Genomic DNA, 16,820 nt, shown 5'->3' on the forward strand with positions numbered 1-16,820 from the left:
TGTACCATTTTTAAAAATGCGGTTGTGTGAAAGATGGCTAAGTAGATAAACTATCTAATAGAGATCTGCTCTTGTCTACCGTATACCGAGTGTAACGAAAAAGATGCGACAATTCGCCGCTCTACAAAAAGACAAGACACTCGGCAAGACTCGCCATCAGTTCGTCTCCGGCCAGTTGACCACCTCCTCCACCAGTCTCTTCACCTCTTCTCGCATCTCTGGGGCTGGTCTCCCGTTTATGTATGTGTTTTCTCCGTCGTATTCCACCACTGTCTTGTCTTCTAGGACGAGCATGGCGCCTAGTGCCGTGATGTAGAGCTCGGCTACTCTCTTCTCTCCCTTGTACAGGGCGTATGTAGAGGACGTCATCTTTACCACGCGGTCGAAGTGAAGCATATATACGGGGGCGCACTAGTTAATATGCTTATCTACTACATGGACCGCTTCGAAGAGGCGCCCTGCGCCGGCGTGGAGTGTGCCCTCTCTCTAGCCAGGAAGAGGGGCTGTACCCCCACGAGGATATGCCAGTGGGGGTCCGTGGTGGAGGTGCAATGCGCCGAGGGGCCCACACTAAAGCTCCTACCAACGCCACAAGACCTAGAGCAGTACTACAGACACGAAAGAGAAGCCGCCTGTTGGCGGCCGCAAGAGACAAACTAGCCGTGGCGGCTGTAGCGCTAGAATGTAATCAAACGCTTATGTTGCCGAGTGGTTGAGTGATGTGTGAATATATCGTATCAACTATTATTACTGTGATGTATTCATAGATGTATTCATAGTTTATTCGCTTAGATAGAGCTACAGAGAAAAAGTTTATAAGGGGCTCCATATTCGTTTTGTATGGAGGAGTGGCTTCAAAGGTATATAGAAGGTGTCCTCTATCGCGCCGCTAAGGAGAACGGTATTAATCCAAGGCTTCTAGTGGAGATGTATAGAAGGGTTAGCGCCGGCACTTGGCCCCCTCCTGGGAGAGAGGACTGGCCTTTTCAGCTCGTCGAAAATGTGTTGTACCGTATTGCGAAGTCATACGGCTTAGATCCGCGTCTCGTTGTAAAAAGCGGAACGCCTCCGGCTCGGCAGAGAGAGCCGGAGTGCCGCACTGTGACGTGCGTAGGCGAGAGGTATGGTTGGGACGACTACCTACGTCAACTTGCTAAGCTCTGCAACAACAAACTAGAATGTGTAAAAGAGGCGTTGGACTACGTAAGGAGGTAGTATGTCTGCCGGACGTGAGAGAATCCCCCTCTGCGTCGCGCACAACTTCACCCGCCACCGAGGTGTATACATAAGGCGCGCGTCTGCGGAGTGCCTATGAAACGCGTAAACCCAATACCCACCCTCTGCGCCACATACGGCATCAAGTGCCCCAGGGAGGTGCGCTTGGATGCGGAGTCCAGGCCCACCCGCATCGGTCTCCACTTCATAGTGGCGGGCGACGTCGTAGACAGGGTAGTGGTCTTAGTCAAGGCGGAGAAGATAGGCAGAGACCTCTACGACTTCGTAAGGGAGCTCAACGCAGAGTCTCCCACAAAAGTCGCCCTCGTATATGAGGACGGGGAGCCCATGCTGGGCGAGCGGGAGCTGGGAGGGGACTGGCGCTCTGAGATAGCCGCATACGTGGAGAACGCCCTAACCATCCTCGCCAACTACTTCTACCAGGCAGACTTCGACACGTGGCGGTACACAATCGGCTTCAGAGTGGAGCGCATACACAGAGACCTCTGTCTCAACTATCTCAAGCTTTAGGCGGTTTCACATCATTGACGCTCTTTCGGCAAAAAAGCCGTCTTTTCGCGGTTGAGAGGAGTTGTCCCCGACGTCTGTGGGTTAAGCGTGGCTATGTCTGTATATACGGCCTGAGACGCGGATAAAATGAAAAAATCTATAAATAAAAACAGCCTGTATAAACGCGGTGGGTTCAGTGATACAGTTTCGCTACGTGAAGAGGGGGTTTGAGGAGGAGGCCGCCGGGAGGCTGAGGGAGAGCGGCGTCTTGGCGCTTGTGGGGCCGCCGGGGGTTGGGAAGACTGCCACAGCGCTTTACATAGCTAGACAAGTGTCTCCCCAAGTGTTGACCATTTCGCGTACTGAGAGAGAGGAGCCAGACATCTATCTCTACGAGGTGGGAGATCTGCACGTCTTCCCCAAGGTCTACATTCCCGTGGCCGTGTTGGAGACAGACCCCAACACGGTTGCTAAAGCTCTTGTCGGTATACTATCGCGAATAGAGCCTTGGGTCCAGGAGGCGGAGAAGGTATTAAAAGCTGTGAAGAGAGACGGGAAGACTACTGAGAACGCCGACAGGGTTAAAGGCTTCGTGGAATTTCTACTTGAAAACCTCGGTGTTTCTAAACCGCCTAATCTTGATAGACTAGTGAGTAGATTTGTGGAAGAGGCTCAGTCTAGTGAGGTGGAGCAACTCGCCTCTGCCATGGTTATTTCCATCCCAGCGGCGGCCGCGGTGCTAGACATTAAAAACGCCGCCGTGCAGCCCCCCCGCCAAGGCTTCAACGGCGTTTTCATATTTGACGACTTGGCAGACTTTTGGCTTTATGAGACCTCTGTGTTAAAACTGGGGATGTATCTGGCGCAATACGGCACTCGAGTGATCTACGTCAAAAGGCTTAACGACATCGAATACAAAGAACTATTTGAAAAAGCCATAAAGATACGGCATCACAAAAACCCGCTGAGGAGAGCCGCACTAGAGCTCCTGATGGGGGCCGTGAAAGACGAGAGAGACGTCTACCTACTGGACCCCGCGGCGTCGGAGGAGTTCGAGGAGATGCTTAGGGCCAACCTCCCGGAGGGGGAGTACGAAAAGGTGAGGGAAAGGTACGGCGACCTTCTCTACAGGGCGTCCGCCGGCTCTATCTACATCGCCTTGACCATGGTGAAGCTGGGGTTCACCAGGGAGGAGCTGGAGAGGATGCCGGCGCTGGCGGAGGGGCTCTACACGCCGCTGGCGGAGCTGGAGAAAATGAAGCCGGAAGAGGCCAAGAAGGCGGCTGAGGCAAACGCCAGGATTATGAAAGCCGCAGTCAAGGCCGTATACGACAAGATAAGGGAGACCAACTTCGCCCTAGCGGCGCTTCTCTATGGAGACGCCGCCGAGGAGGAGCTGGCCTGCCTATGTCCAGACACAGCCGACATGTGCCTAAAGTCGTTGACGAAGAGCGAAGATGAGAGCAGAAGGCTTGCGGAAGAGCTCGCCGGGGAGGTACTTAAGTACGTCAGAAGCCACGGGCTAAGGTGCGCCCCCGCGCTGGAGGAGTACTGGCTGGTCGAAAGGGGTGAGGAGAAATTGGGAGGCGGCCGGCGGCCCTATTACCGCCTTAGGGAGGGATGGTGGAAGTGGCGCCACCTAGTCAACACACTAGACGAGACACGCGAGGAGCAAGCCCTCGTTAGGAAGGCGCTCCTCAAAATATTGACGTGGGAGTCAGAGAAAAGCGGAGAATACACAGGCCGAATGTTGCTTAGCGCCTTGAGCCACGTCATTTGGCTCTGGGAGAGGTGCAAGACCGTTGGGTACGGCGACGACGAAGTCCAAGAGTTGGCCAGACATGCCTTCCGCTGGGGCGCATATGCGCTTCAACTCGCGCCGTTGGTAGGGTTAGGGTTTCATGAAAGGGTTATCAAGAACCTGTGGTGGAGACTGAAGGGGAAAGCCGGCGGGCTTCCGAAAGAGCTTCAACTTCCGAAGGAGCTACAGTATCTGATAGCATATTATGTAAGAAGTTATGCGGAATCGTTTGGCATAGAGCCGTTTCTAGTGTCTAGGGGCGACGACGTGGTAAAAACACTCCTGGCAAAGATGTGGACAACTATTGCGAGAAAAAATCCGAATATGACTGGCATAGCGTTGAGAAGAGCGGAGACTTTTGTGTGGGAGATTGGAGATGGGGCGTTGATGTGGGTGGCGTATCTGGACTACCTCTTCGCTCAAGCTGAGCATGAGATGCGAAGAGGCGGCGACCCTCTGTCGGTTTTGAAAGAGGCTGAGGAGGTGTTGGGAGATCTGGAGAAGCTAGATGTGGAGCGGGAGGAGGGGCTGAAGAAGTGGCTGTCTGTAGAGGGCGGAGACCCCAAGGAGAAATATGAGATTCTACTGAAGGGATGGCGCTACTACCTCCACACCCTATACCGACTTGCATACTTCTCCCAAGGCGCGTGGGAGGAGGCGCGGAGGCACTTCCAAGAGACGTTGAAAGGAGAAGATGATAAGTCAAACCGCATTGTACTGTTGTCACTTCTCGGCCGTGTTGCCTTCCTTTCCGAGGGGGCGCTTGAGTGGGATGTTGAAGGGGAGCGTTGGGATTTCCAAAAACTCTGGATAGTTGCAAAAGCGTGGAAGCCGTTTTTGACGCCAGATGCCTTTGCCAAAGCCGCGGCTGAGTTCGTTGCCGCGGAGGTTGCTAAGGCGGTGGAGGGGCGGTCGGGCAGATGTCTGGAAGGCGAAGCCGAGGAGGCGCTGAAAGCCGCCGAGGTACACCCAGAGGCATACGCGGCGGCACTAGCCGTCGCCGCCATGTGCGACCGCAACTACGTGGAGAGGGCAGTAGAGGCGGCAAAGGAGGTGGATATTATGGAGTACATGTACATGGAGGAAGAGACGCATGTTGCCGACACCTTGCAAAGGTTGTATGATGCCATCCTAAGCAAAGACAGTCGCACCTACGAAGAGGTAAAAAAGACGAAAGTAAAGGATCGAGAGACGTGGAAATATGTGGTAAGTTCCTTCCAAGCGTTTCTCCGCGCGGCTGTCTTCTACCTACACGGCGACTGGGAGGCAGCCGCCGAGCTTGCAGAAGGTAGAAAGGGCGCCTACCGGGGGGTCGTCGGGAGACTCTTCGGCGAGCTCGCCGACGCGCTGAAGAGGGGCGACGAGCAGGCGGCGAGGCGGGCGTTTCTAAAGCTGTTCTACTGGCACATCTAACACATCCCCTTTCTTGGTCTTTTCTTGGGGCCCGCCCCGGTTGCGCAGAGGCAAGAGGGCGGGCGGGGGGCGTGGCGCCAGATCGTCATTTTCTGTCTGCTGCCGCTGGGGCTGGAGGCCGTCCGCGGGGGTGGCGGTTGGGTTTGAAGGCGGATGGGGCTGGCGTGAGGTTGCCGCTTCTGGCTTTGCGGCTTTTGGCCTTCCCGGTTGGCCGGCCGTCTGGGCTACCTCGGGCGGCTTGGGGGCTGGCGGCGCCTCCCCGCCGCCTGGAGCCGGGGCGGCGGTCGTGCGGGTTTTGAGGCTGAGGTTCGGGGGAGAAAGCGGCTACCTTTGCCCTCTACCCCCTCGCCGCCGGCTGGCGATATGGTAGAGTTAATGTGCCCCTCTCAGTAGCTGTATCCAGTCGCATCTGCAGACTAGGTAGGGGTCTCTGTTGACGACGTACTCCACGCGACATGGCAGATTGTGGCGCCGGATTATGTGCCGTAGCTCTCTTGTTGTGATGCGGACGCCTGGTATCAACGCCCGCACCGAGGACAATACGCCGTATTGCACTCCGCCTATGACGACGACACGCATACACCCGCGCGCCCTCGCCCTGGCCAATATCCACTCCACCACGTCCACGGGCGTGAAATAACAAGAGTAGAAAAGCTAGGAAAAAGAGGGGGTTAGGCGACTTCCCGAATCGCCCGGGCCCAGAAGTCGTAGTCTGTGTGGCGCAAGAACGCAATTAGACAATCGCGTTGAAATACCGGCGCATTGTCCCTAACCTCATACAGACACATGCGCGCCTTCTCCTTCAGCGCCTTTACGAAGAAGCCCACTCTCTTGTATATCGACTCTTTTGTTGGTTCTTTAAGTCCATTGAAAACGCCATACTCCTTTAGAAACCGGTTGATTAATTGCGGCTTGAGAGACACTAAGTTACCTCGGTGGCGAGTCTCCAACCAGTATATGACAATGTGCTTCAAGGCGACATAGAAGCCAGGCGTAGGCGGATTAACATGGATAATTCTAAGCGCCATCACGGGCATGTCGTCTTGGAGTATTGTCCTCATATTTTCTGGGATTTTTTGGTTAAGAAAAGTCAGAAGGTATGTCTTATTACTACAAGAGGGAGAGACTTTACAAAAAGTTTTGGTCACACTGACAATTTATCAAGTTGTAACTAGAAGAAATATTAGGACGTGTATACGCCCGGCTATGGACACTAGAATTTCGCAATCCAACCAACCAAGACCCGTGAGACTACATCTATACTTCAGATACTGCCCCACGCCCTGTTTCAGGGCGTGGTTTAAAGACGTCTCGGTTAGGAAACGCTACCACAGGCAGTGCACCGGCCTGTCTAAGCTGACGTATGTCGTGTTTGGCGAGCGCCACATCTGGTACTACGTCCCCGCGGAGCTCTTCTACATGACTTACTACGCCGCCAAGTGGTTGCTGAAACACGGCTACACCTTCGTGTACGCCTATGGCTACACGTGTTGGAAACGGCTCTTCGAGGAGGACGACTTCTCAGAGCTACCGCCGGAGCTACTGGCCCAAGTCAAGATGGAGGAGTTTAAAGAGATGTTGAAGGCAGATCCCCGCACGTTCGCCGCCTGGGTCAGCATTCAGCGCGCCCTACTGACCTAGCTTTTCCAACAACGCTCTTTTCTTCCCGTGCTCAACAGGCGGGTAGTCGCCCTCCTCGGCGTCGGCGGCGTCGGCAAGACCACCTTCGTCTACCGGATCTTGGGATTATCAATACGGCCCCACGTCACTAGGCGGCCGGGGATATATACGATATATATGTCCAGACGTACATACGACATCATAGACGTCCCCGGCCAACTGGCGGTCGAGGTAGCTCTGAACTTCGCCAAGATGTGGACTTTTTACGCCGACAGAGTCATATACATGTACGACGTGACAGACAGAGACACTCTCTACGCCATTGCGGAGATACACAGCGCGTTACTAGACAGGGGGATAAGGCCCTTTCGAGAAGTCGTCATAGTGGGTAACAAGATGGATCTCGCGAAGGTAAGCGGGGTCTTTATCGAAGCGGACGAGATTGCGAAGGCGGTGGGCGCGGCTAAGGTGTACTACATCTCTGCATATTTTGACGAACCAGAACAGCTCCTGGCTTTGTTGCCATGATCGGCCGCCTTCTGGTCAAGACAAACGCCGTCCGCCTCCTGGTGGCACTTGCGTCTAAGCCGCTGACGTCGCGCATGGCGGAGTTGTTAGACGCCCTGGCGGAGCTCGGGGTTTTGCAGAGGCGCGGCGTGGAGTATATCGGCGCGAGAGACGTAGACGTAGAGCACTACGCCACCACAGTCTTCGACAATGTCGTGTTGCCGTACCTCTTCGGCGAGAGGCCGAGACTTGACTTGGAGACGCGCGCCGCCCTGCACGCGCTTGTACACATGGCGTGGACGGCAGAGCGGATAGATTTCGTCCAGCGGTTCTTGAGGCCCGGCGGCCTAGCCCTGGTGGCAGGGTGGTTCCCCTGCGGCTTCGGAGCTGAGCTGATCTCTATCGCCGGTATGGACGTCGTCATATACGACAGATACGAGCTCTACGAGCGGGAGATGGAGCGGCTCTCGGTACTGCCCCTCTCCGCCAGCCCCATAGCGGAGATCTTTTCATCCTCCGCCTTTGTCGCCTTCGAAGAGGGCGACCTCACAAAATATGGCACATTCGATGTGGCAATCGTCTGCGGCAGAGAGACCGACGCGGAGTTCTCCGCCGCAGAGATATGGTACATAGACACAAGGGATCCAATGGAGCACTTGTTGCTCAGGGCGTTGGGCCTGAAGCCGCTGAGACTTGAAGATTGCACACAATGGCATGGAATGTGCGTAAAACGGCAATACGCTTCACTTGAGTGACGGAGTCGAGAGAATTGAAAGAAAGAGGAACAGACTAAAAATGGGTTAGTTTATTAGGGAGACGCCCAACAAGTCGTATACAAGTGGTGGATGTGTTACGCCAACCTCTTCGAGCCATTCAAGCACCTCTTTTACACTCTGCCGATCGAGCAAGCCGGCCGTAATTGCATGGTAGAGAAAGGCATAGTACGACAGAGGAAGCGTAAGGGTGTCACGTTGACGGGTGAGGTACGGGTGTACGGGCAACATGAAGAAGCAGAGGTGGACGTCGCGCCACTCCACCGGTTCGTACGAAGAATACCCGGCGCGCGGTTGCATAACTACTAATCCGTACTTCTGTGCTAGTTTGGCGAGTTTTTGAGACAACTCATAACTGATTTGTTCAGAGTGGGAACAACATGTAACATATACTTCACCATCGTCAACATCTAACATGCATGGTCTCATGTAAAAATGAAACACAAAATAATATAAGCATTACTATCTATGTTCGTAAAGCGAAAAAAGCGTTGTGAGTGACGCTAGACAGACATATAGTCTAGGAGCTCTGAGACGTCTCTGACGAGGACGGCTCCGGCATGTACAAACTGTGAATACGCGCCGTGGGGGAAGACGTACACAGGACGCCCCACCGCCAGCTTGAGCATGTGTGTAGTCCCGCCGGCCTGCCGCGTCTCTACGACCACCACCGCCTTGGCTATCCCCGCTATGATCCTGTTGCGGAAGAAGTAGAGCCGCCTCACATCTCCCGCCGGCTTCTCCAACCGCTCGCTGACGATTACGACTCTTTTTGCAAGCGGTGTCGACTCCTTGGGGAGCGTGAGCGGTCGCAACCACGGCCTCACGCCTATGACGACCCCACCGGCATCTAAGGCGCCACGCGCCGCCTCGGCGTCTATACACTCGGCGAGCCCGGTCACAACGACGTAGCCCCTAAACGCCAGAGCTCTGCCGAGCTCTCTCGCCGTCTTTCTGCCCTCCTCGGAGCACCTCCGCGTCCCGACCACCGCCACCGCCGGCCGCGCGTTGGCGTCAAACTCCCGGCTCCAGTAGAGCATGAGGGGCGGGTAGAGCACGTCTCCATAGGCGGGGTACCGCAGGAGCTCGCAGGGGTAGCGCGGGTCGAAGAAGGGCGTGGCGAAGACCCCGGGGTCGGCCGGCTCGGCGAACTTGCGCAACACAGACGCCAAAGCGTCCACGTCCACCGGCCGGCAGTTGTCCACGTCCACGAACCTCCTGATGAGCTCTCCGTCGTCATGCACGCCCAACTCCCTATACACGAGGTGTCTTATCCTATCCCACTTCGACCAAGCGCCGTGGAGGAGCGCGCTCATAAAAATCACAAGCGCCAAAGGCGAAAAATCAGGGTTTTCTTGTCACAACACAAATATTGTCGTGATTGTCTACGTCGGGGAGCCGCCGTCTGACGGCTACGGCTTGCTCTGCACCATGTCGCATTGCACTTGGCGCTACGTCCCCCACGCGGGGAGGATCCTCGTCGACGTGGGCTTCAAGAACCTCTTCAACGGCGTCGGCGACAAGTATCTGGAGTTCGTAAGGAGGGTCGTGGAGAGGGCGTCTGGGGAGGTTTTGGCGGTGTCGCCGGACGTGCCGGGCGACGCCCGCGCCACTAGGGAGAGCTTCGAGAGGTGGGCGCCGAGACTGAGGGCCCTCGGCGCCGGCGTGGTGTATGTATGCCAGGGGCTGGAGTGCCCCGATGTGGGGGCAGACGTCTATGCCATGCCGCTCAGACGAATCGCCTACCGCGGCGCGGTGGTTGACTGCGCCCGCGACCCCCTCACATGCGCCCGCGCGGTGGCCGCCGCCATGCTCGCCAACGCCCGGGAGCAGTACCACGTGTTGGGCCCCGCCAAAGGGCGCTACTCCACCTAATCCGTCTGGGCATGTGCCGCTACATCCGTAGCTTTGACACATTAGCGTACAGACGCGCCGCCACCACGTGGTTGAAGCGGGTAATGGGAGGGAGGTGGCAGGCCACAAGCGAGTCACTGCCGATCTTCTTGAGGGAGTGGATGAGGGGGATCGAGTGTCAATCCAGATAGTTGAAACATTCACCTGCCTGACAGCGACGACATCAGGCAGGTGAGTCGAGATAGTTGAATGAGGTTGCTAGTTAGGCGCAATCTAAACAAGTATTTAAGAGATGAGAAAATGACCTACATGGAGCCAATGATAGAGATCATAGACTACATCAGGCGGCACCATAATGGTTGCGTCATTATACACCCAATGCAGTTTGGTGCGCAAACCAGGGAGCTCCTCGAGAGGTTGGCCAGACTAGGGCTTGTCGAGCGCTTCGGATCACACTACAGAGTCTGCCCCGATTCGCCTCTCTACCACTATGCCATGCATGACCCCAAGAGAATACTCTTTCTAGCAAGTTTTTAACCCCATAAATTACTGTAGTACGGGGCTCCAGAGATGGGAGCCCCCACGTCCGCGGCGCCCACAGAACATGCCCCAAGTCCCCCGGGGCACGCCGAAAAAAGGGGGACGCAAGAGGGGCGTGTGCCCCTCTTAGGGGGCCCTCGGGCCCCCTCTCTCACATTTCTCCACTTTGTACGGCTCTGCCCATGTGCGAAAGAGTTGTCAGAGTTAACGAAGATGCCACCGTAGACTATTTGGTAAATTGTGGCGATATTATTGTTGCTACACATGTCGGGATTGCGAAAAAATCTCTGATTATCGATTTCAAGCACAAAACATTGAAAGCTATTAGAAACGGCGTTATAGTTGAGTTGAAGTTGAATCCACAATGGTTACTTCAAGAATTGGAGAGACATTATTTTGACGAGATTGTTGACAAGATCGTGGATAGTATCCTTCCCCTTCTGAACTAACCCCCTTTTCCCCTCGCTTTTCGCCCCACCACACTAAACCACCCATGTGCGAAACATCAATTGGAATAGGCAACTGGAGTAGATCGTTTGTTGCGAAGTGTAATGGCAAAATCATCTTTACTTATATTCAGAAAGATGTTGGGGCGTACTACGTCAACTCCATTATGTTAGACTTCTCGGCCAATATAATGAGAGAACTGAAATTCTTCGCGTTTAACGATCCCCTCATCAGCTCTGTCGACGATGTAGTTAAGAAGTTCTTGTCTCTGTTTAACAAGAAAGTGTTTATAGAGAAGTGGCGCGAACAGAGGATTCCACAAGAGCTCTGGCCCCTCGCCGAGAGTACACTCGACGACCTCGTCGACTTCCACATCCGCCACCTCCTCAAATAACCCCTTTTTTTTTCCTCGTTTTTCACCATGTGGCAATACGGCCATATGGAACCCAAAATATTGCAAGTCGCAGATCTGGTGTGGAGATTGCATCTCTGTGTCTCCGGCAACATAATATACCATTGCCAATTTCCCGAAGTGCAATTGCAATACTCCGAAGAGCTCAAGGTCAAAGACGTCGAAATGTACTTTCGTTCTGTAAGGAGCCACTATTACGGTTGGCTCTTTAACGCGGCGTCAGAGGTATTTCACTACTTTATGGAGCGGCTAAAGAAAGACTACAACCAAATTGTTGAAACAGTCCTAAAGGATGAAAGACTCTGGGAAGAGGTCAGCCAAGCAATTGACCTATCCATCAATGGGCTATTTGGGAGAGTGATGGTTACGACGCCCGAAGACGTTTATGTGTTGAAGCCATACGGCAATTATGTATATGTTGCAAACAAAGAGGACGTAATCGGCAAGATAGTCAACGGAAAGGGACAGAGGAGACTGCTCCTCATTCCAAAGGACAATCCGTTAAAAATAACCGAATTGCCCTGGTTCCCGCCGCCTGATGAATAACCCTCTTTTTTCAGCCCGCCGCCCTCCTCTTCCATGATCCCAACCGAGATTGCAAAAAAGATTACTAGTGAATGCGACGAGATTCTCGTAGGTCACAACATTGTCGAGTGTCTCTCCAACGACAGAGTTTCGCTTGCGCGTTACTTCAACACTACCGAGTTGGACAATACGGCTAGGGTCTTGTTATATCCGCTTGAATTCGCTCTGTTTGTTAAAGCCAGTTGGAAAATTGAGAATGGGACATTAATAATGACGAAAAATGGACACAAAATTGTGATTAATAGGCCAGGAGAGGGGCTACCGCAAATCAAGATGGAAGAACATGTCGTAGTCAGAGGCGTAGCGGGGCGACGCCTAGCCGAACTGGCGAGAAAGAAGGAAAAAGAGTACGATGACGCAATAAGACTTACTGAGATCAGAAAACTCGGCATTATAGTTAGAGATGCAAATGTAGACGCAAGCTTTGATGCCATGAAGTTCCGAGATCTGCCGAACTTAGTCTACACGATAGTGTACGGCCCAGTACTTTTGCTACAGTCACGCTTGCCCAATGGTTGGACATTCCACTACTACGTGGCGCCGCGCGTAGAATAACCCCCCTTTTTCCCCCTCGCTTTTCTTATCCGTTGTCGTCTAATCATATGATCCAAGTGGTTTGGGGGTCTAGAGAATTCAAATTACCATTTGATGTTTCAGTCATCCCCATAATTGTAGAGGAGCTTAGAGACTTAGGATTTATGTGCCAACCAAAATCAAACGCTGTAGTGTGTTATCGTAAACCCGATGTCGTAACGATCATTCCTACATAACCCCCTTTTTCTTGTGATTGAAAAAGAGGGTTATTGTTATGCCAATGCCGAGAGTATGCGCAACAACGTCTCTGGCGCCACGCCGTACTTCTCAGCCAATTGTATAAGCACTCTCTTATTGATGAATATCGGCTTTTCCCTTCCCATTTTCAACTTTTTTATCAATTTTGCGACCCTTCTATTGGTCTCAAATATTTCGGCAAATACACTATCGGCATCTGGCATGTCGCGAACGATAATCACTCTATCTTTTCTGGTGCCATAACGTGATAAAATGTTGTAGATTACCCTACACGCCATAGTCTCGACGTTGCGATAGCCATAAGCCTCAATGAGAGACGCTACGCGCCGTTTGGTCACTCTGAGGGGCCACCGGGAGTACAAACTCTCCCTGTGCAATTCTCTGAGGACAACGTATATGGCGGACACCAGAGGATCTTCCCTGTTTGGCACTAGAGAGGATGTTACGAAACCAACGTTGGCAATAACCGCACGTGGGAAGCGATATTGCAACAAGAGGTACCGCACTTGCGTGTAGCTCAGCCCGTACCTACGTCTCAACCACCACACAGACGTGACGCCGCTAGCAACATATGATTTGACGTCCTCTACTAATTGTTTTATTCGGCCCATAGCGAGGAGAGAGAAAGGGGAAAAAAGGAAGGTTATTGGAAGAGGACAGAGACGTCGGCGCCGTAGGGCAACAGATAGAGTATGCGGTCGCGGAGTTGTGATATGACGTCTCTCACAAACGGTGGACAGTAGTGGTAACGGGCACACAAATAGACGTAGGCGACGAACGGCTCGTTGTGTTTAATCGCCCACTCTTCTGCCTCGAAAAACTCTCTCTCCGTTATTTCAACGTCATACATGTCTTTCTCCCACTGGCGTGGCGAAAAGCTAGGGTTCCCCTTTCCACTCTTTCGACTCACCTGCCTGACAGCGACGCTGTCAGGCAGGTGAAGCGGAGGAGTTGAAAGCGTGTCTACTGGCTTTTCTCTCCCGCCGCGTAAAGTGGCATGATCCAAATAATGGAGAGAAGGGAGTTCTGGGACTTCGTTAGAAAAAACGGTTTGGTTTTGTTGAAGCCCCTGAGGCTCCTCCAAGTTGGCGCTCTTGACGTTGCCTACAACTACTCGCCTGTCGCGGCCGCTTTGTTGCGACCCTTACAACCAACAAGACAACTCGACCTAAACATCGCCAAATGTGTCTACGACTACGACGGCGATGACTACTCTAACATCTTCTGTGGCGAGAGGAGACTCCTCTGTGTTGACCAAGATAGATACTTTTGTATTGATCCAACATACTTCGACGCCGTCTACAGCGCAACCAAAGTCGGCGACCTCTACCTCGTTAAACCGATCTAGTTTTTTTCTTTCCCATTCCATCTTGACATGCGCCCAGTCAAAGAAAGAGATAGGATTGCGTTTATTATATCGCTGACAGACGTCAGAAGACTTATTGCACACCGCTTCGTGCCAATGCCACACGGGTGGGGATTTCTCTTTGTCCACAAGCGCGACCTCGACGCCATGCCGCTCCGCCAGATCGTCAACGCCAATGGCTACTTCTTTTCGCTCTATGTGAGAGACCGTAGGGGGTACTTGTTGGGGAGGTTGGGCGTTGCGCTAGACAATTTCTTCGGCATGTTCGGCATGCCGAAGTCGGTTTGGGTAAGTTACTACTTTATCCCAATAATCTCCTTCCGCCACGGCAAACATGTTGTCGATATATCTGTTTATCCCCAGTTCCTCAGGGCAGAATTCTGGCCCCACCCAGACGCGTCGCGGCCAGAGCGGTTGTACATATACGACAATGGACAGTGGAGAGAGGAAGAGGTCGACGCTGGCCAGTACCTCGACAGAGAGGAGTGGGAGGAGATATACCTTTAACATCCTTTTTTCTCCCCGCCTCTCCTCATGTCATGTACGTCAGAGAGGCGCCGGTCGTCCGGTTGGAGGTCAAGAACTTCCGCGGCGTTAGGGAAGGTAGCATAAAAGACTTCGCCGCGGTCAACATCTTCGTTGGCAGAAACGGCACTGGAAAATCCTCGATTTTAGAGGCGCTCTACATAGCTCTCAAGCCAGATGAGGGGCTGGCCTACGTCGTGAAGAGGCGCGGTTGGTTCGGCCTGGCCTCGGCAGAGGCGCTGTTTTACCACGGGCAGAGAGAGATACACATATCTGCAACGCTAAAAGATGGAAATAAGACAGGGATCAAAATCAAGCCAGATATGCCTAGCGCCGGTGCAATCCCAGTGCTTAGAGAAAGAGGGCTACACGTGGAAAAACTCATCGCCCTTGACCTGGAGACCGTAGGAGGTGTAAAGGCATCACTCTATATGGACGAAGACGGCAAGTTTCACTACATCTTCCCTCAAGAATGGCCTAGGCCGATTTATGAGGCGGTATTTGTCGACTGGAACAGCGTCTATCAATATGGCTCGCCCGAGGAGGCCTACTCCAGGATGGTGGCCAAAGCGGGCGCGGCGGCCAAGGAGTCGGTAGTCAAAGCGTTGCGCTCCCAGTACAAGGACCTCAGCGACGTTGTGCCGCTCTACATCCACGGCAGGTGGGTGCTCCACCTGGTTTTCGAAAACGCTTCAGTCCCCATCTACGTAGCCGGCGACGGCGTAAGATACGCGCTCACGCTCTTGATCCAAGCCTTAACGCCAAGCGGTGGTGTGGTGTTGTTGGAGGAGCCCGAGCTACACGTCCACCCCAACCTCATGAGGATCGCCGCAAACGCCATCTTGAGATCCCACATCGACCGCGGCAACCAGATCTTCGTCACAACACACAGCCTAGAGCTCATCAAGATGATGATAGAAGAAGCTCGTAAGGTGGGGGCGAAAAACCTCAAGCTCTTTAGGCTCGCCCTTGACCGCGGGGCGCTCCACACCGAAGAGTACACGCTCGACGAGGCTTGGAGGGCGTTGGAGTTGGAGTGGGATCTAAGAAAATAGGGGATTTTTTCGGCGTCCTAATTGCAACAGTTGGAGCCCCCGCTTCTAGCCGCCCTCAGAAACCGCGCCGCCATCGCCGCGCGGAGACGCTTGTCCTTCCACTGCCCCCTCTGCAACAAACACGTGAGGAGCGTCATGGAGCCCATACTCCAAGACCTAAAGCGGAGGAAGACAGCAGAGGCCGTAGAGTTGGCGAAAAAGGCGGGGCTCCTCCCACAAGACTTCGACATAGAACAGTACAGGAAGCTAGCGGCGGCGGCCGCGAAATACGCCAAGCCGTCCGAGAGCGGCGCCCCCGAAACACCACAGTAGGCCACGCTACCAAAACTCTCTCTTTTCTCTTGGCCCCCAATTGCATACATGAGCCAAACACAATTGCCTATAGAAAAACGCGAATTGCTTGAGAACGCGATCCGTGAATTAGGAGGAGAAGTTGTCAATGTAGAATGGTGTAGCGATGATGTGGTATACATTGAAACGACTAGAGAGAGTGGTTGTTTCGCCCTAATACCCAATCCGTTTGCTCCGGGATTCCCGCTATCCGTCTCGTGCGAAGAAGAATGTCCATCTATGAAAGAAGAGGAGGACGAGGAGGAGGAAGAGGAGTTGTGGGAGACATTCGAGATAGAATGGGAGCAAGAGGAGGAAGACGAGTGGGATGAGGAGGACGGGGAGCGGTAGAACATCCCCCTTTTTTCCGCCCCTCTCGCATTTCTCCCCGCCTGTGTAGTTGTGGTATGCGGATTCTGGCCGCGTTTCTGGCGGCGATGGCCGTCGCCACAGTCGCGGTGTGGGCCGTCGCCTATGCCATCACACGCTCTGAGAGAGTCCTCTTGGCGTTTGTGGCGGTGTCGGCGCTCTCCGCCGCGGCCCTCGGAGCGCTCTGGGCCCTCCGCCGGAGTTAAAACATTCACTTGTCTCATGGCGCCGTCGGGCAAGTGAGCCGAAGTAGTTGAAAATGTGCCTCTGGCTTTTCTTTACCGAGCAACGCCCTCCCATGGGCGAATGTATAAGCGATTATCAGATGGCGCGGTTCGTGCTCTTCGGGTTGACGCATACTTTCGTATACCGTTGCCTAGATGAGTATTGTGTCAATCGTGTCGTGTTAAAAACCAAAGTGAGAAGAGGCCGGTGGGGCAGATCTTGCGGATATTATGAGTACGACATCTACCTTGCTGTCAACATGAAAAGAGCAAGAGACGTTGCCATAGGGCGTGTGGAAGAGTGCCAAGACGGCCCCACACTCTACCACGCCGTTGCGGAAGTGTGTTTGGATCCACTGCTGTATAGTCTTATTATGAAGTATAACTTCTATCTGACGCCGGCGTTTGATGAATACTTTGACCGCGTCGTCGCCGAACTGAAAGACCAACTAGCGTTAAATCAACCTTAGTTTTTTCCATCG

General features: G+C 53.6%; 28 protein-coding genes. 20 read left to right on the forward strand and 8 right to left on the reverse strand.

What is annotated here, in order from left to right; genetic code table 11:
- Positions 1 to 156: 156 nt before the first annotated feature.
- Positions 157 to 396 (reverse strand): hypothetical protein, encoded by a 240-nt coding sequence (locus ACZ49R_RS01375; RefSeq protein ID WP_464733422.1) that lies wholly within the window; start codon positions 394 to 396, stop codon positions 157 to 159.
- A gap of 24 nt (positions 397 to 420) precedes the next feature.
- On the opposite strand from ACZ49R_RS01375, the gene ACZ49R_RS01380 reads away from it, so the two are divergent.
- Entirely contained in the window at positions 421 to 660 is a 240-nt protein-coding gene (locus ACZ49R_RS01380; RefSeq protein WP_464733423.1) for a hypothetical protein, read from the forward strand.
- A gap of 28 nt (positions 661 to 688) precedes the next feature.
- Here ACZ49R_RS01380 and ACZ49R_RS01385 read toward each other — a convergent pair whose 3' ends face one another.
- Positions 689 to 829, reverse strand: a complete 141-nt coding sequence (locus ACZ49R_RS01385) for a hypothetical protein (protein ID WP_464733424.1) — start codon at positions 827 to 829, stop codon at positions 689 to 691.
- Between the two features lie 11 nt (positions 830 to 840).
- Between ACZ49R_RS01385 and ACZ49R_RS01390 the strand changes: the two genes are divergently transcribed.
- The 3 genes from ACZ49R_RS01390 (at position 841) to ACZ49R_RS01400 (ending at position 4,939) form a co-directional block, all read left to right on the forward strand.
- Positions 841 to 1,215: a hypothetical protein gene (locus ACZ49R_RS01390; RefSeq protein WP_464733425.1), complete on the forward strand. Its 375-nt coding sequence runs from the start codon at positions 841 to 843 to the stop codon at positions 1,213 to 1,215.
- Positions 1,216 to 1,305: 90 nt separating this feature from the next.
- Positions 1,306 to 1,746 (forward strand): hypothetical protein, encoded by a 441-nt coding sequence (locus tag ACZ49R_RS01395; protein ID WP_464733426.1) that lies wholly within the window; start codon positions 1,306 to 1,308, stop codon positions 1,744 to 1,746.
- A 166-nt stretch (positions 1,747 to 1,912) separates the two neighbouring features.
- Entirely contained in the window at positions 1,913 to 4,939 is a 3,027-nt protein-coding gene (locus ACZ49R_RS01400; RefSeq protein ID WP_464733427.1) for a hypothetical protein, read from the forward strand.
- A gap of 372 nt (positions 4,940 to 5,311) precedes the next feature.
- On the opposite strand, the gene ACZ49R_RS01405 is transcribed toward ACZ49R_RS01400, so the two are convergent.
- Positions 5,312 to 5,566 (reverse strand): hypothetical protein, encoded by a 255-nt coding sequence (locus ACZ49R_RS01405; RefSeq protein WP_464733428.1) that lies wholly within the window; start codon positions 5,564 to 5,566, stop codon positions 5,312 to 5,314.
- Between the two features lie 44 nt (positions 5,567 to 5,610).
- Positions 5,611 to 6,000: a hypothetical protein gene (locus ACZ49R_RS01410; protein WP_464733429.1), complete on the reverse strand. Its 390-nt coding sequence runs from the start codon at positions 5,998 to 6,000 to the stop codon at positions 5,611 to 5,613.
- A 145-nt stretch (positions 6,001 to 6,145) separates the two neighbouring features.
- Here ACZ49R_RS01410 and ACZ49R_RS01415 point away from each other — a divergent pair, with 145 nt between their 5' ends.
- The 3 genes from ACZ49R_RS01415 to ACZ49R_RS01425 are packed head-to-tail and all read left to right on the forward strand — an operon-like array spanning position 6,146 to position 7,821.
- On the forward strand, positions 6,146 to 6,580 hold the full coding sequence (locus tag ACZ49R_RS01415) for a hypothetical protein (RefSeq protein WP_464733430.1): 435 nt from the start codon (positions 6,146 to 6,148) through the stop codon (positions 6,578 to 6,580).
- A 27-nt stretch (positions 6,581 to 6,607) separates the two neighbouring features.
- Positions 6,608 to 7,087, forward strand: a complete 480-nt coding sequence (locus tag ACZ49R_RS01420; protein ID WP_464733431.1) for a Rab family GTPase — start codon at positions 6,608 to 6,610, stop codon at positions 7,085 to 7,087.
- Positions 7,084 to 7,821 carry a hypothetical protein gene (locus ACZ49R_RS01425; protein WP_464733432.1) on the forward strand — a complete coding sequence of 246 codons (738 nt, stop codon included), beginning with the start codon at positions 7,084 to 7,086 and terminating at the stop codon, positions 7,819 to 7,821. Before ACZ49R_RS01420 ends, ACZ49R_RS01425 begins: the two co-directional genes overlap by 4 nt.
- A 45-nt stretch (positions 7,822 to 7,866) precedes the next feature.
- Here the strand turns inward: ACZ49R_RS01425 and ACZ49R_RS01430 are convergent, their stop codons facing one another.
- The gene (locus ACZ49R_RS01430; RefSeq protein ID WP_464733433.1) at positions 7,867 to 8,268 is read right to left on the reverse strand and encodes a hypothetical protein; all 402 of its coding nucleotides are present in this window, start codon (positions 8,266 to 8,268) and stop codon (positions 7,867 to 7,869) included.
- Between the two features lie 74 nt (positions 8,269 to 8,342).
- Complete coding sequence (locus tag ACZ49R_RS01435; protein ID WP_464733434.1) at positions 8,343 to 9,083, reverse strand: DNA-processing protein DprA; 741 nt, start codon at positions 9,081 to 9,083, stop codon at positions 8,343 to 8,345.
- Between ACZ49R_RS01435 and ACZ49R_RS01440 the strand changes: the two genes are divergently transcribed.
- The 6 genes from ACZ49R_RS01440 to ACZ49R_RS01465 all read left to right on the forward strand — a co-directional run bounded on the left by ACZ49R_RS01440 (position 9,061) and on the right by ACZ49R_RS01465 (position 12,232).
- Positions 9,061 to 9,714 (forward strand): hypothetical protein, encoded by a 654-nt coding sequence (locus ACZ49R_RS01440; protein WP_464733435.1) that lies wholly within the window; start codon positions 9,061 to 9,063, stop codon positions 9,712 to 9,714. The genes ACZ49R_RS01435 and ACZ49R_RS01440 overlap by 23 nt on opposite strands.
- 288 nt (positions 9,715 to 10,002) lie before the next feature.
- On the forward strand, positions 10,003 to 10,230 hold the full coding sequence (locus tag ACZ49R_RS01445) for a hypothetical protein (protein WP_464733436.1): 228 nt from the start codon (positions 10,003 to 10,005) through the stop codon (positions 10,228 to 10,230).
- 185 nt (positions 10,231 to 10,415) lie between these two features.
- Entirely contained in the window at positions 10,416 to 10,682 is a 267-nt protein-coding gene (locus tag ACZ49R_RS01450) for a hypothetical protein (protein ID WP_464733437.1), read from the forward strand.
- Between the two features lie 44 nt (positions 10,683 to 10,726).
- Complete coding sequence (locus tag ACZ49R_RS01455) at positions 10,727 to 11,074, forward strand: hypothetical protein (RefSeq protein WP_464733438.1); 348 nt, start codon at positions 10,727 to 10,729, stop codon at positions 11,072 to 11,074.
- A 45-nt stretch (positions 11,075 to 11,119) separates the two neighbouring features.
- The gene (locus ACZ49R_RS01460; RefSeq protein WP_464733439.1) at positions 11,120 to 11,638 is read left to right on the forward strand and encodes a hypothetical protein; all 519 of its coding nucleotides are present in this window, start codon (positions 11,120 to 11,122) and stop codon (positions 11,636 to 11,638) included.
- A 33-nt stretch (positions 11,639 to 11,671) separates the two neighbouring features.
- A complete protein-coding gene (locus ACZ49R_RS01465; protein WP_464733440.1) occupies positions 11,672 to 12,232 on the forward strand; it encodes a hypothetical protein in 561 nt (186 codons plus the stop codon).
- Positions 12,233 to 12,483: 251 nt separating this feature from the next.
- Here the strand turns inward: ACZ49R_RS01465 and ACZ49R_RS01470 are convergent, their stop codons facing one another.
- The gene (locus ACZ49R_RS01470) at positions 12,484 to 13,080 is read right to left on the reverse strand and encodes a hypothetical protein (RefSeq protein ID WP_464733441.1); all 597 of its coding nucleotides are present in this window, start codon (positions 13,078 to 13,080) and stop codon (positions 12,484 to 12,486) included.
- Positions 13,081 to 13,112: 32 nt separating this feature from the next.
- Positions 13,113 to 13,319 (reverse strand): hypothetical protein, encoded by a 207-nt coding sequence (locus tag ACZ49R_RS01475; RefSeq protein WP_464733442.1) that lies wholly within the window; start codon positions 13,317 to 13,319, stop codon positions 13,113 to 13,115.
- 147 nt (positions 13,320 to 13,466) lie between these two features.
- Between ACZ49R_RS01475 and ACZ49R_RS01480 the strand changes: the two genes are divergently transcribed.
- From ACZ49R_RS01480 to ACZ49R_RS01510, 7 genes are all read left to right on the forward strand, one after another.
- Positions 13,467 to 13,817 (forward strand): hypothetical protein, encoded by a 351-nt coding sequence (locus ACZ49R_RS01480; RefSeq protein ID WP_464733443.1) that lies wholly within the window; start codon positions 13,467 to 13,469, stop codon positions 13,815 to 13,817.
- Positions 13,818 to 13,844: 27 nt separating this feature from the next.
- Positions 13,845 to 14,342 carry a hypothetical protein gene (locus ACZ49R_RS01485; RefSeq protein WP_464733444.1) on the forward strand — a complete coding sequence of 166 codons (498 nt, stop codon included), beginning with the start codon at positions 13,845 to 13,847 and terminating at the stop codon, positions 14,340 to 14,342.
- A gap of 32 nt (positions 14,343 to 14,374) precedes the next feature.
- Complete coding sequence (locus tag ACZ49R_RS01490; RefSeq protein ID WP_464733445.1) at positions 14,375 to 15,415, forward strand: AAA family ATPase; 1,041 nt, start codon at positions 14,375 to 14,377, stop codon at positions 15,413 to 15,415.
- A gap of 30 nt (positions 15,416 to 15,445) precedes the next feature.
- Positions 15,446 to 15,727 (forward strand): hypothetical protein, encoded by a 282-nt coding sequence (locus ACZ49R_RS01495; protein WP_464733446.1) that lies wholly within the window; start codon positions 15,446 to 15,448, stop codon positions 15,725 to 15,727.
- A gap of 48 nt (positions 15,728 to 15,775) precedes the next feature.
- The gene (locus ACZ49R_RS01500; protein WP_464733447.1) at positions 15,776 to 16,096 is read left to right on the forward strand and encodes a hypothetical protein; all 321 of its coding nucleotides are present in this window, start codon (positions 15,776 to 15,778) and stop codon (positions 16,094 to 16,096) included.
- A 56-nt stretch (positions 16,097 to 16,152) separates the two neighbouring features.
- Positions 16,153 to 16,320, forward strand: a complete 168-nt coding sequence (locus tag ACZ49R_RS01505; RefSeq protein WP_464733448.1) for a hypothetical protein — start codon at positions 16,153 to 16,155, stop codon at positions 16,318 to 16,320.
- A 92-nt stretch (positions 16,321 to 16,412) separates the two neighbouring features.
- On the forward strand, positions 16,413 to 16,808 hold the full coding sequence (locus tag ACZ49R_RS01510) for a hypothetical protein (protein ID WP_464733449.1): 396 nt from the start codon (positions 16,413 to 16,415) through the stop codon (positions 16,806 to 16,808).
- Positions 16,809 to 16,820 lie beyond the last annotated feature (12 nt).

The sequence above is a fragment of the Pyrobaculum organotrophum genome, from assembly GCF_055384425.1.

Coding starts and splice junctions, on each gene's coding strand:
- ACZ49R_RS01375 (WP_464733422.1), bottom strand. CDS start 396: ATGCTTCACTTCGACCGCGTGGTAAAGATGACGTCCTCTACATACGCC.
- ACZ49R_RS01380 (WP_464733423.1), top strand. CDS start 421: ATGCTTATCTACTACATGGACCGCTTCGAAGAGGCGCCCTGCGCCGGC.
- ACZ49R_RS01385 (WP_464733424.1), bottom strand. CDS start 829: ATGGAGCCCCTTATAAACTTTTTCTCTGTAGCTCTATCTAAGCGAATA.
- ACZ49R_RS01390 (WP_464733425.1), top strand. CDS start 841: ATGGAGGAGTGGCTTCAAAGGTATATAGAAGGTGTCCTCTATCGCGCC.
- ACZ49R_RS01410 (WP_464733429.1), bottom strand. CDS start 6,000: ATGAGGACAATACTCCAAGACGACATGCCCGTGATGGCGCTTAGAATT.
- ACZ49R_RS01415 (WP_464733430.1), top strand. CDS start 6,146: ATGGACACTAGAATTTCGCAATCCAACCAACCAAGACCCGTGAGACTA.
- ACZ49R_RS01425 (WP_464733432.1), top strand. CDS start 7,084: ATGATCGGCCGCCTTCTGGTCAAGACAAACGCCGTCCGCCTCCTGGTG.
- ACZ49R_RS01430 (WP_464733433.1), bottom strand. CDS start 8,268: ATGAGACCATGCATGTTAGATGTTGACGATGGTGAAGTATATGTTACA.
- ACZ49R_RS01440 (WP_464733435.1), top strand. CDS start 9,061: ATGAGCTCTCCGTCGTCATGCACGCCCAACTCCCTATACACGAGGTGT.
- ACZ49R_RS01445 (WP_464733436.1), top strand. CDS start 10,003: ATGGAGCCAATGATAGAGATCATAGACTACATCAGGCGGCACCATAAT.
- ACZ49R_RS01450 (WP_464733437.1), top strand. CDS start 10,416: ATGTGCGAAAGAGTTGTCAGAGTTAACGAAGATGCCACCGTAGACTAT.
- ACZ49R_RS01455 (WP_464733438.1), top strand. CDS start 10,727: ATGTGCGAAACATCAATTGGAATAGGCAACTGGAGTAGATCGTTTGTT.
- ACZ49R_RS01460 (WP_464733439.1), top strand. CDS start 11,120: ATGGAACCCAAAATATTGCAAGTCGCAGATCTGGTGTGGAGATTGCAT.
- ACZ49R_RS01465 (WP_464733440.1), top strand. CDS start 11,672: ATGATCCCAACCGAGATTGCAAAAAAGATTACTAGTGAATGCGACGAG.
- ACZ49R_RS01470 (WP_464733441.1), bottom strand. CDS start 13,080: ATGGGCCGAATAAAACAATTAGTAGAGGACGTCAAATCATATGTTGCT.
- ACZ49R_RS01475 (WP_464733442.1), bottom strand. CDS start 13,319: ATGTATGACGTTGAAATAACGGAGAGAGAGTTTTTCGAGGCAGAAGAG.
- ACZ49R_RS01480 (WP_464733443.1), top strand. CDS start 13,467: ATGATCCAAATAATGGAGAGAAGGGAGTTCTGGGACTTCGTTAGAAAA.
- ACZ49R_RS01485 (WP_464733444.1), top strand. CDS start 13,845: ATGCGCCCAGTCAAAGAAAGAGATAGGATTGCGTTTATTATATCGCTG.
- ACZ49R_RS01490 (WP_464733445.1), top strand. CDS start 14,375: ATGTACGTCAGAGAGGCGCCGGTCGTCCGGTTGGAGGTCAAGAACTTC.
- ACZ49R_RS01500 (WP_464733447.1), top strand. CDS start 15,776: ATGAGCCAAACACAATTGCCTATAGAAAAACGCGAATTGCTTGAGAAC.
- ACZ49R_RS01505 (WP_464733448.1), top strand. CDS start 16,153: ATGCGGATTCTGGCCGCGTTTCTGGCGGCGATGGCCGTCGCCACAGTC.
- ACZ49R_RS01510 (WP_464733449.1), top strand. CDS start 16,413: ATGGGCGAATGTATAAGCGATTATCAGATGGCGCGGTTCGTGCTCTTC.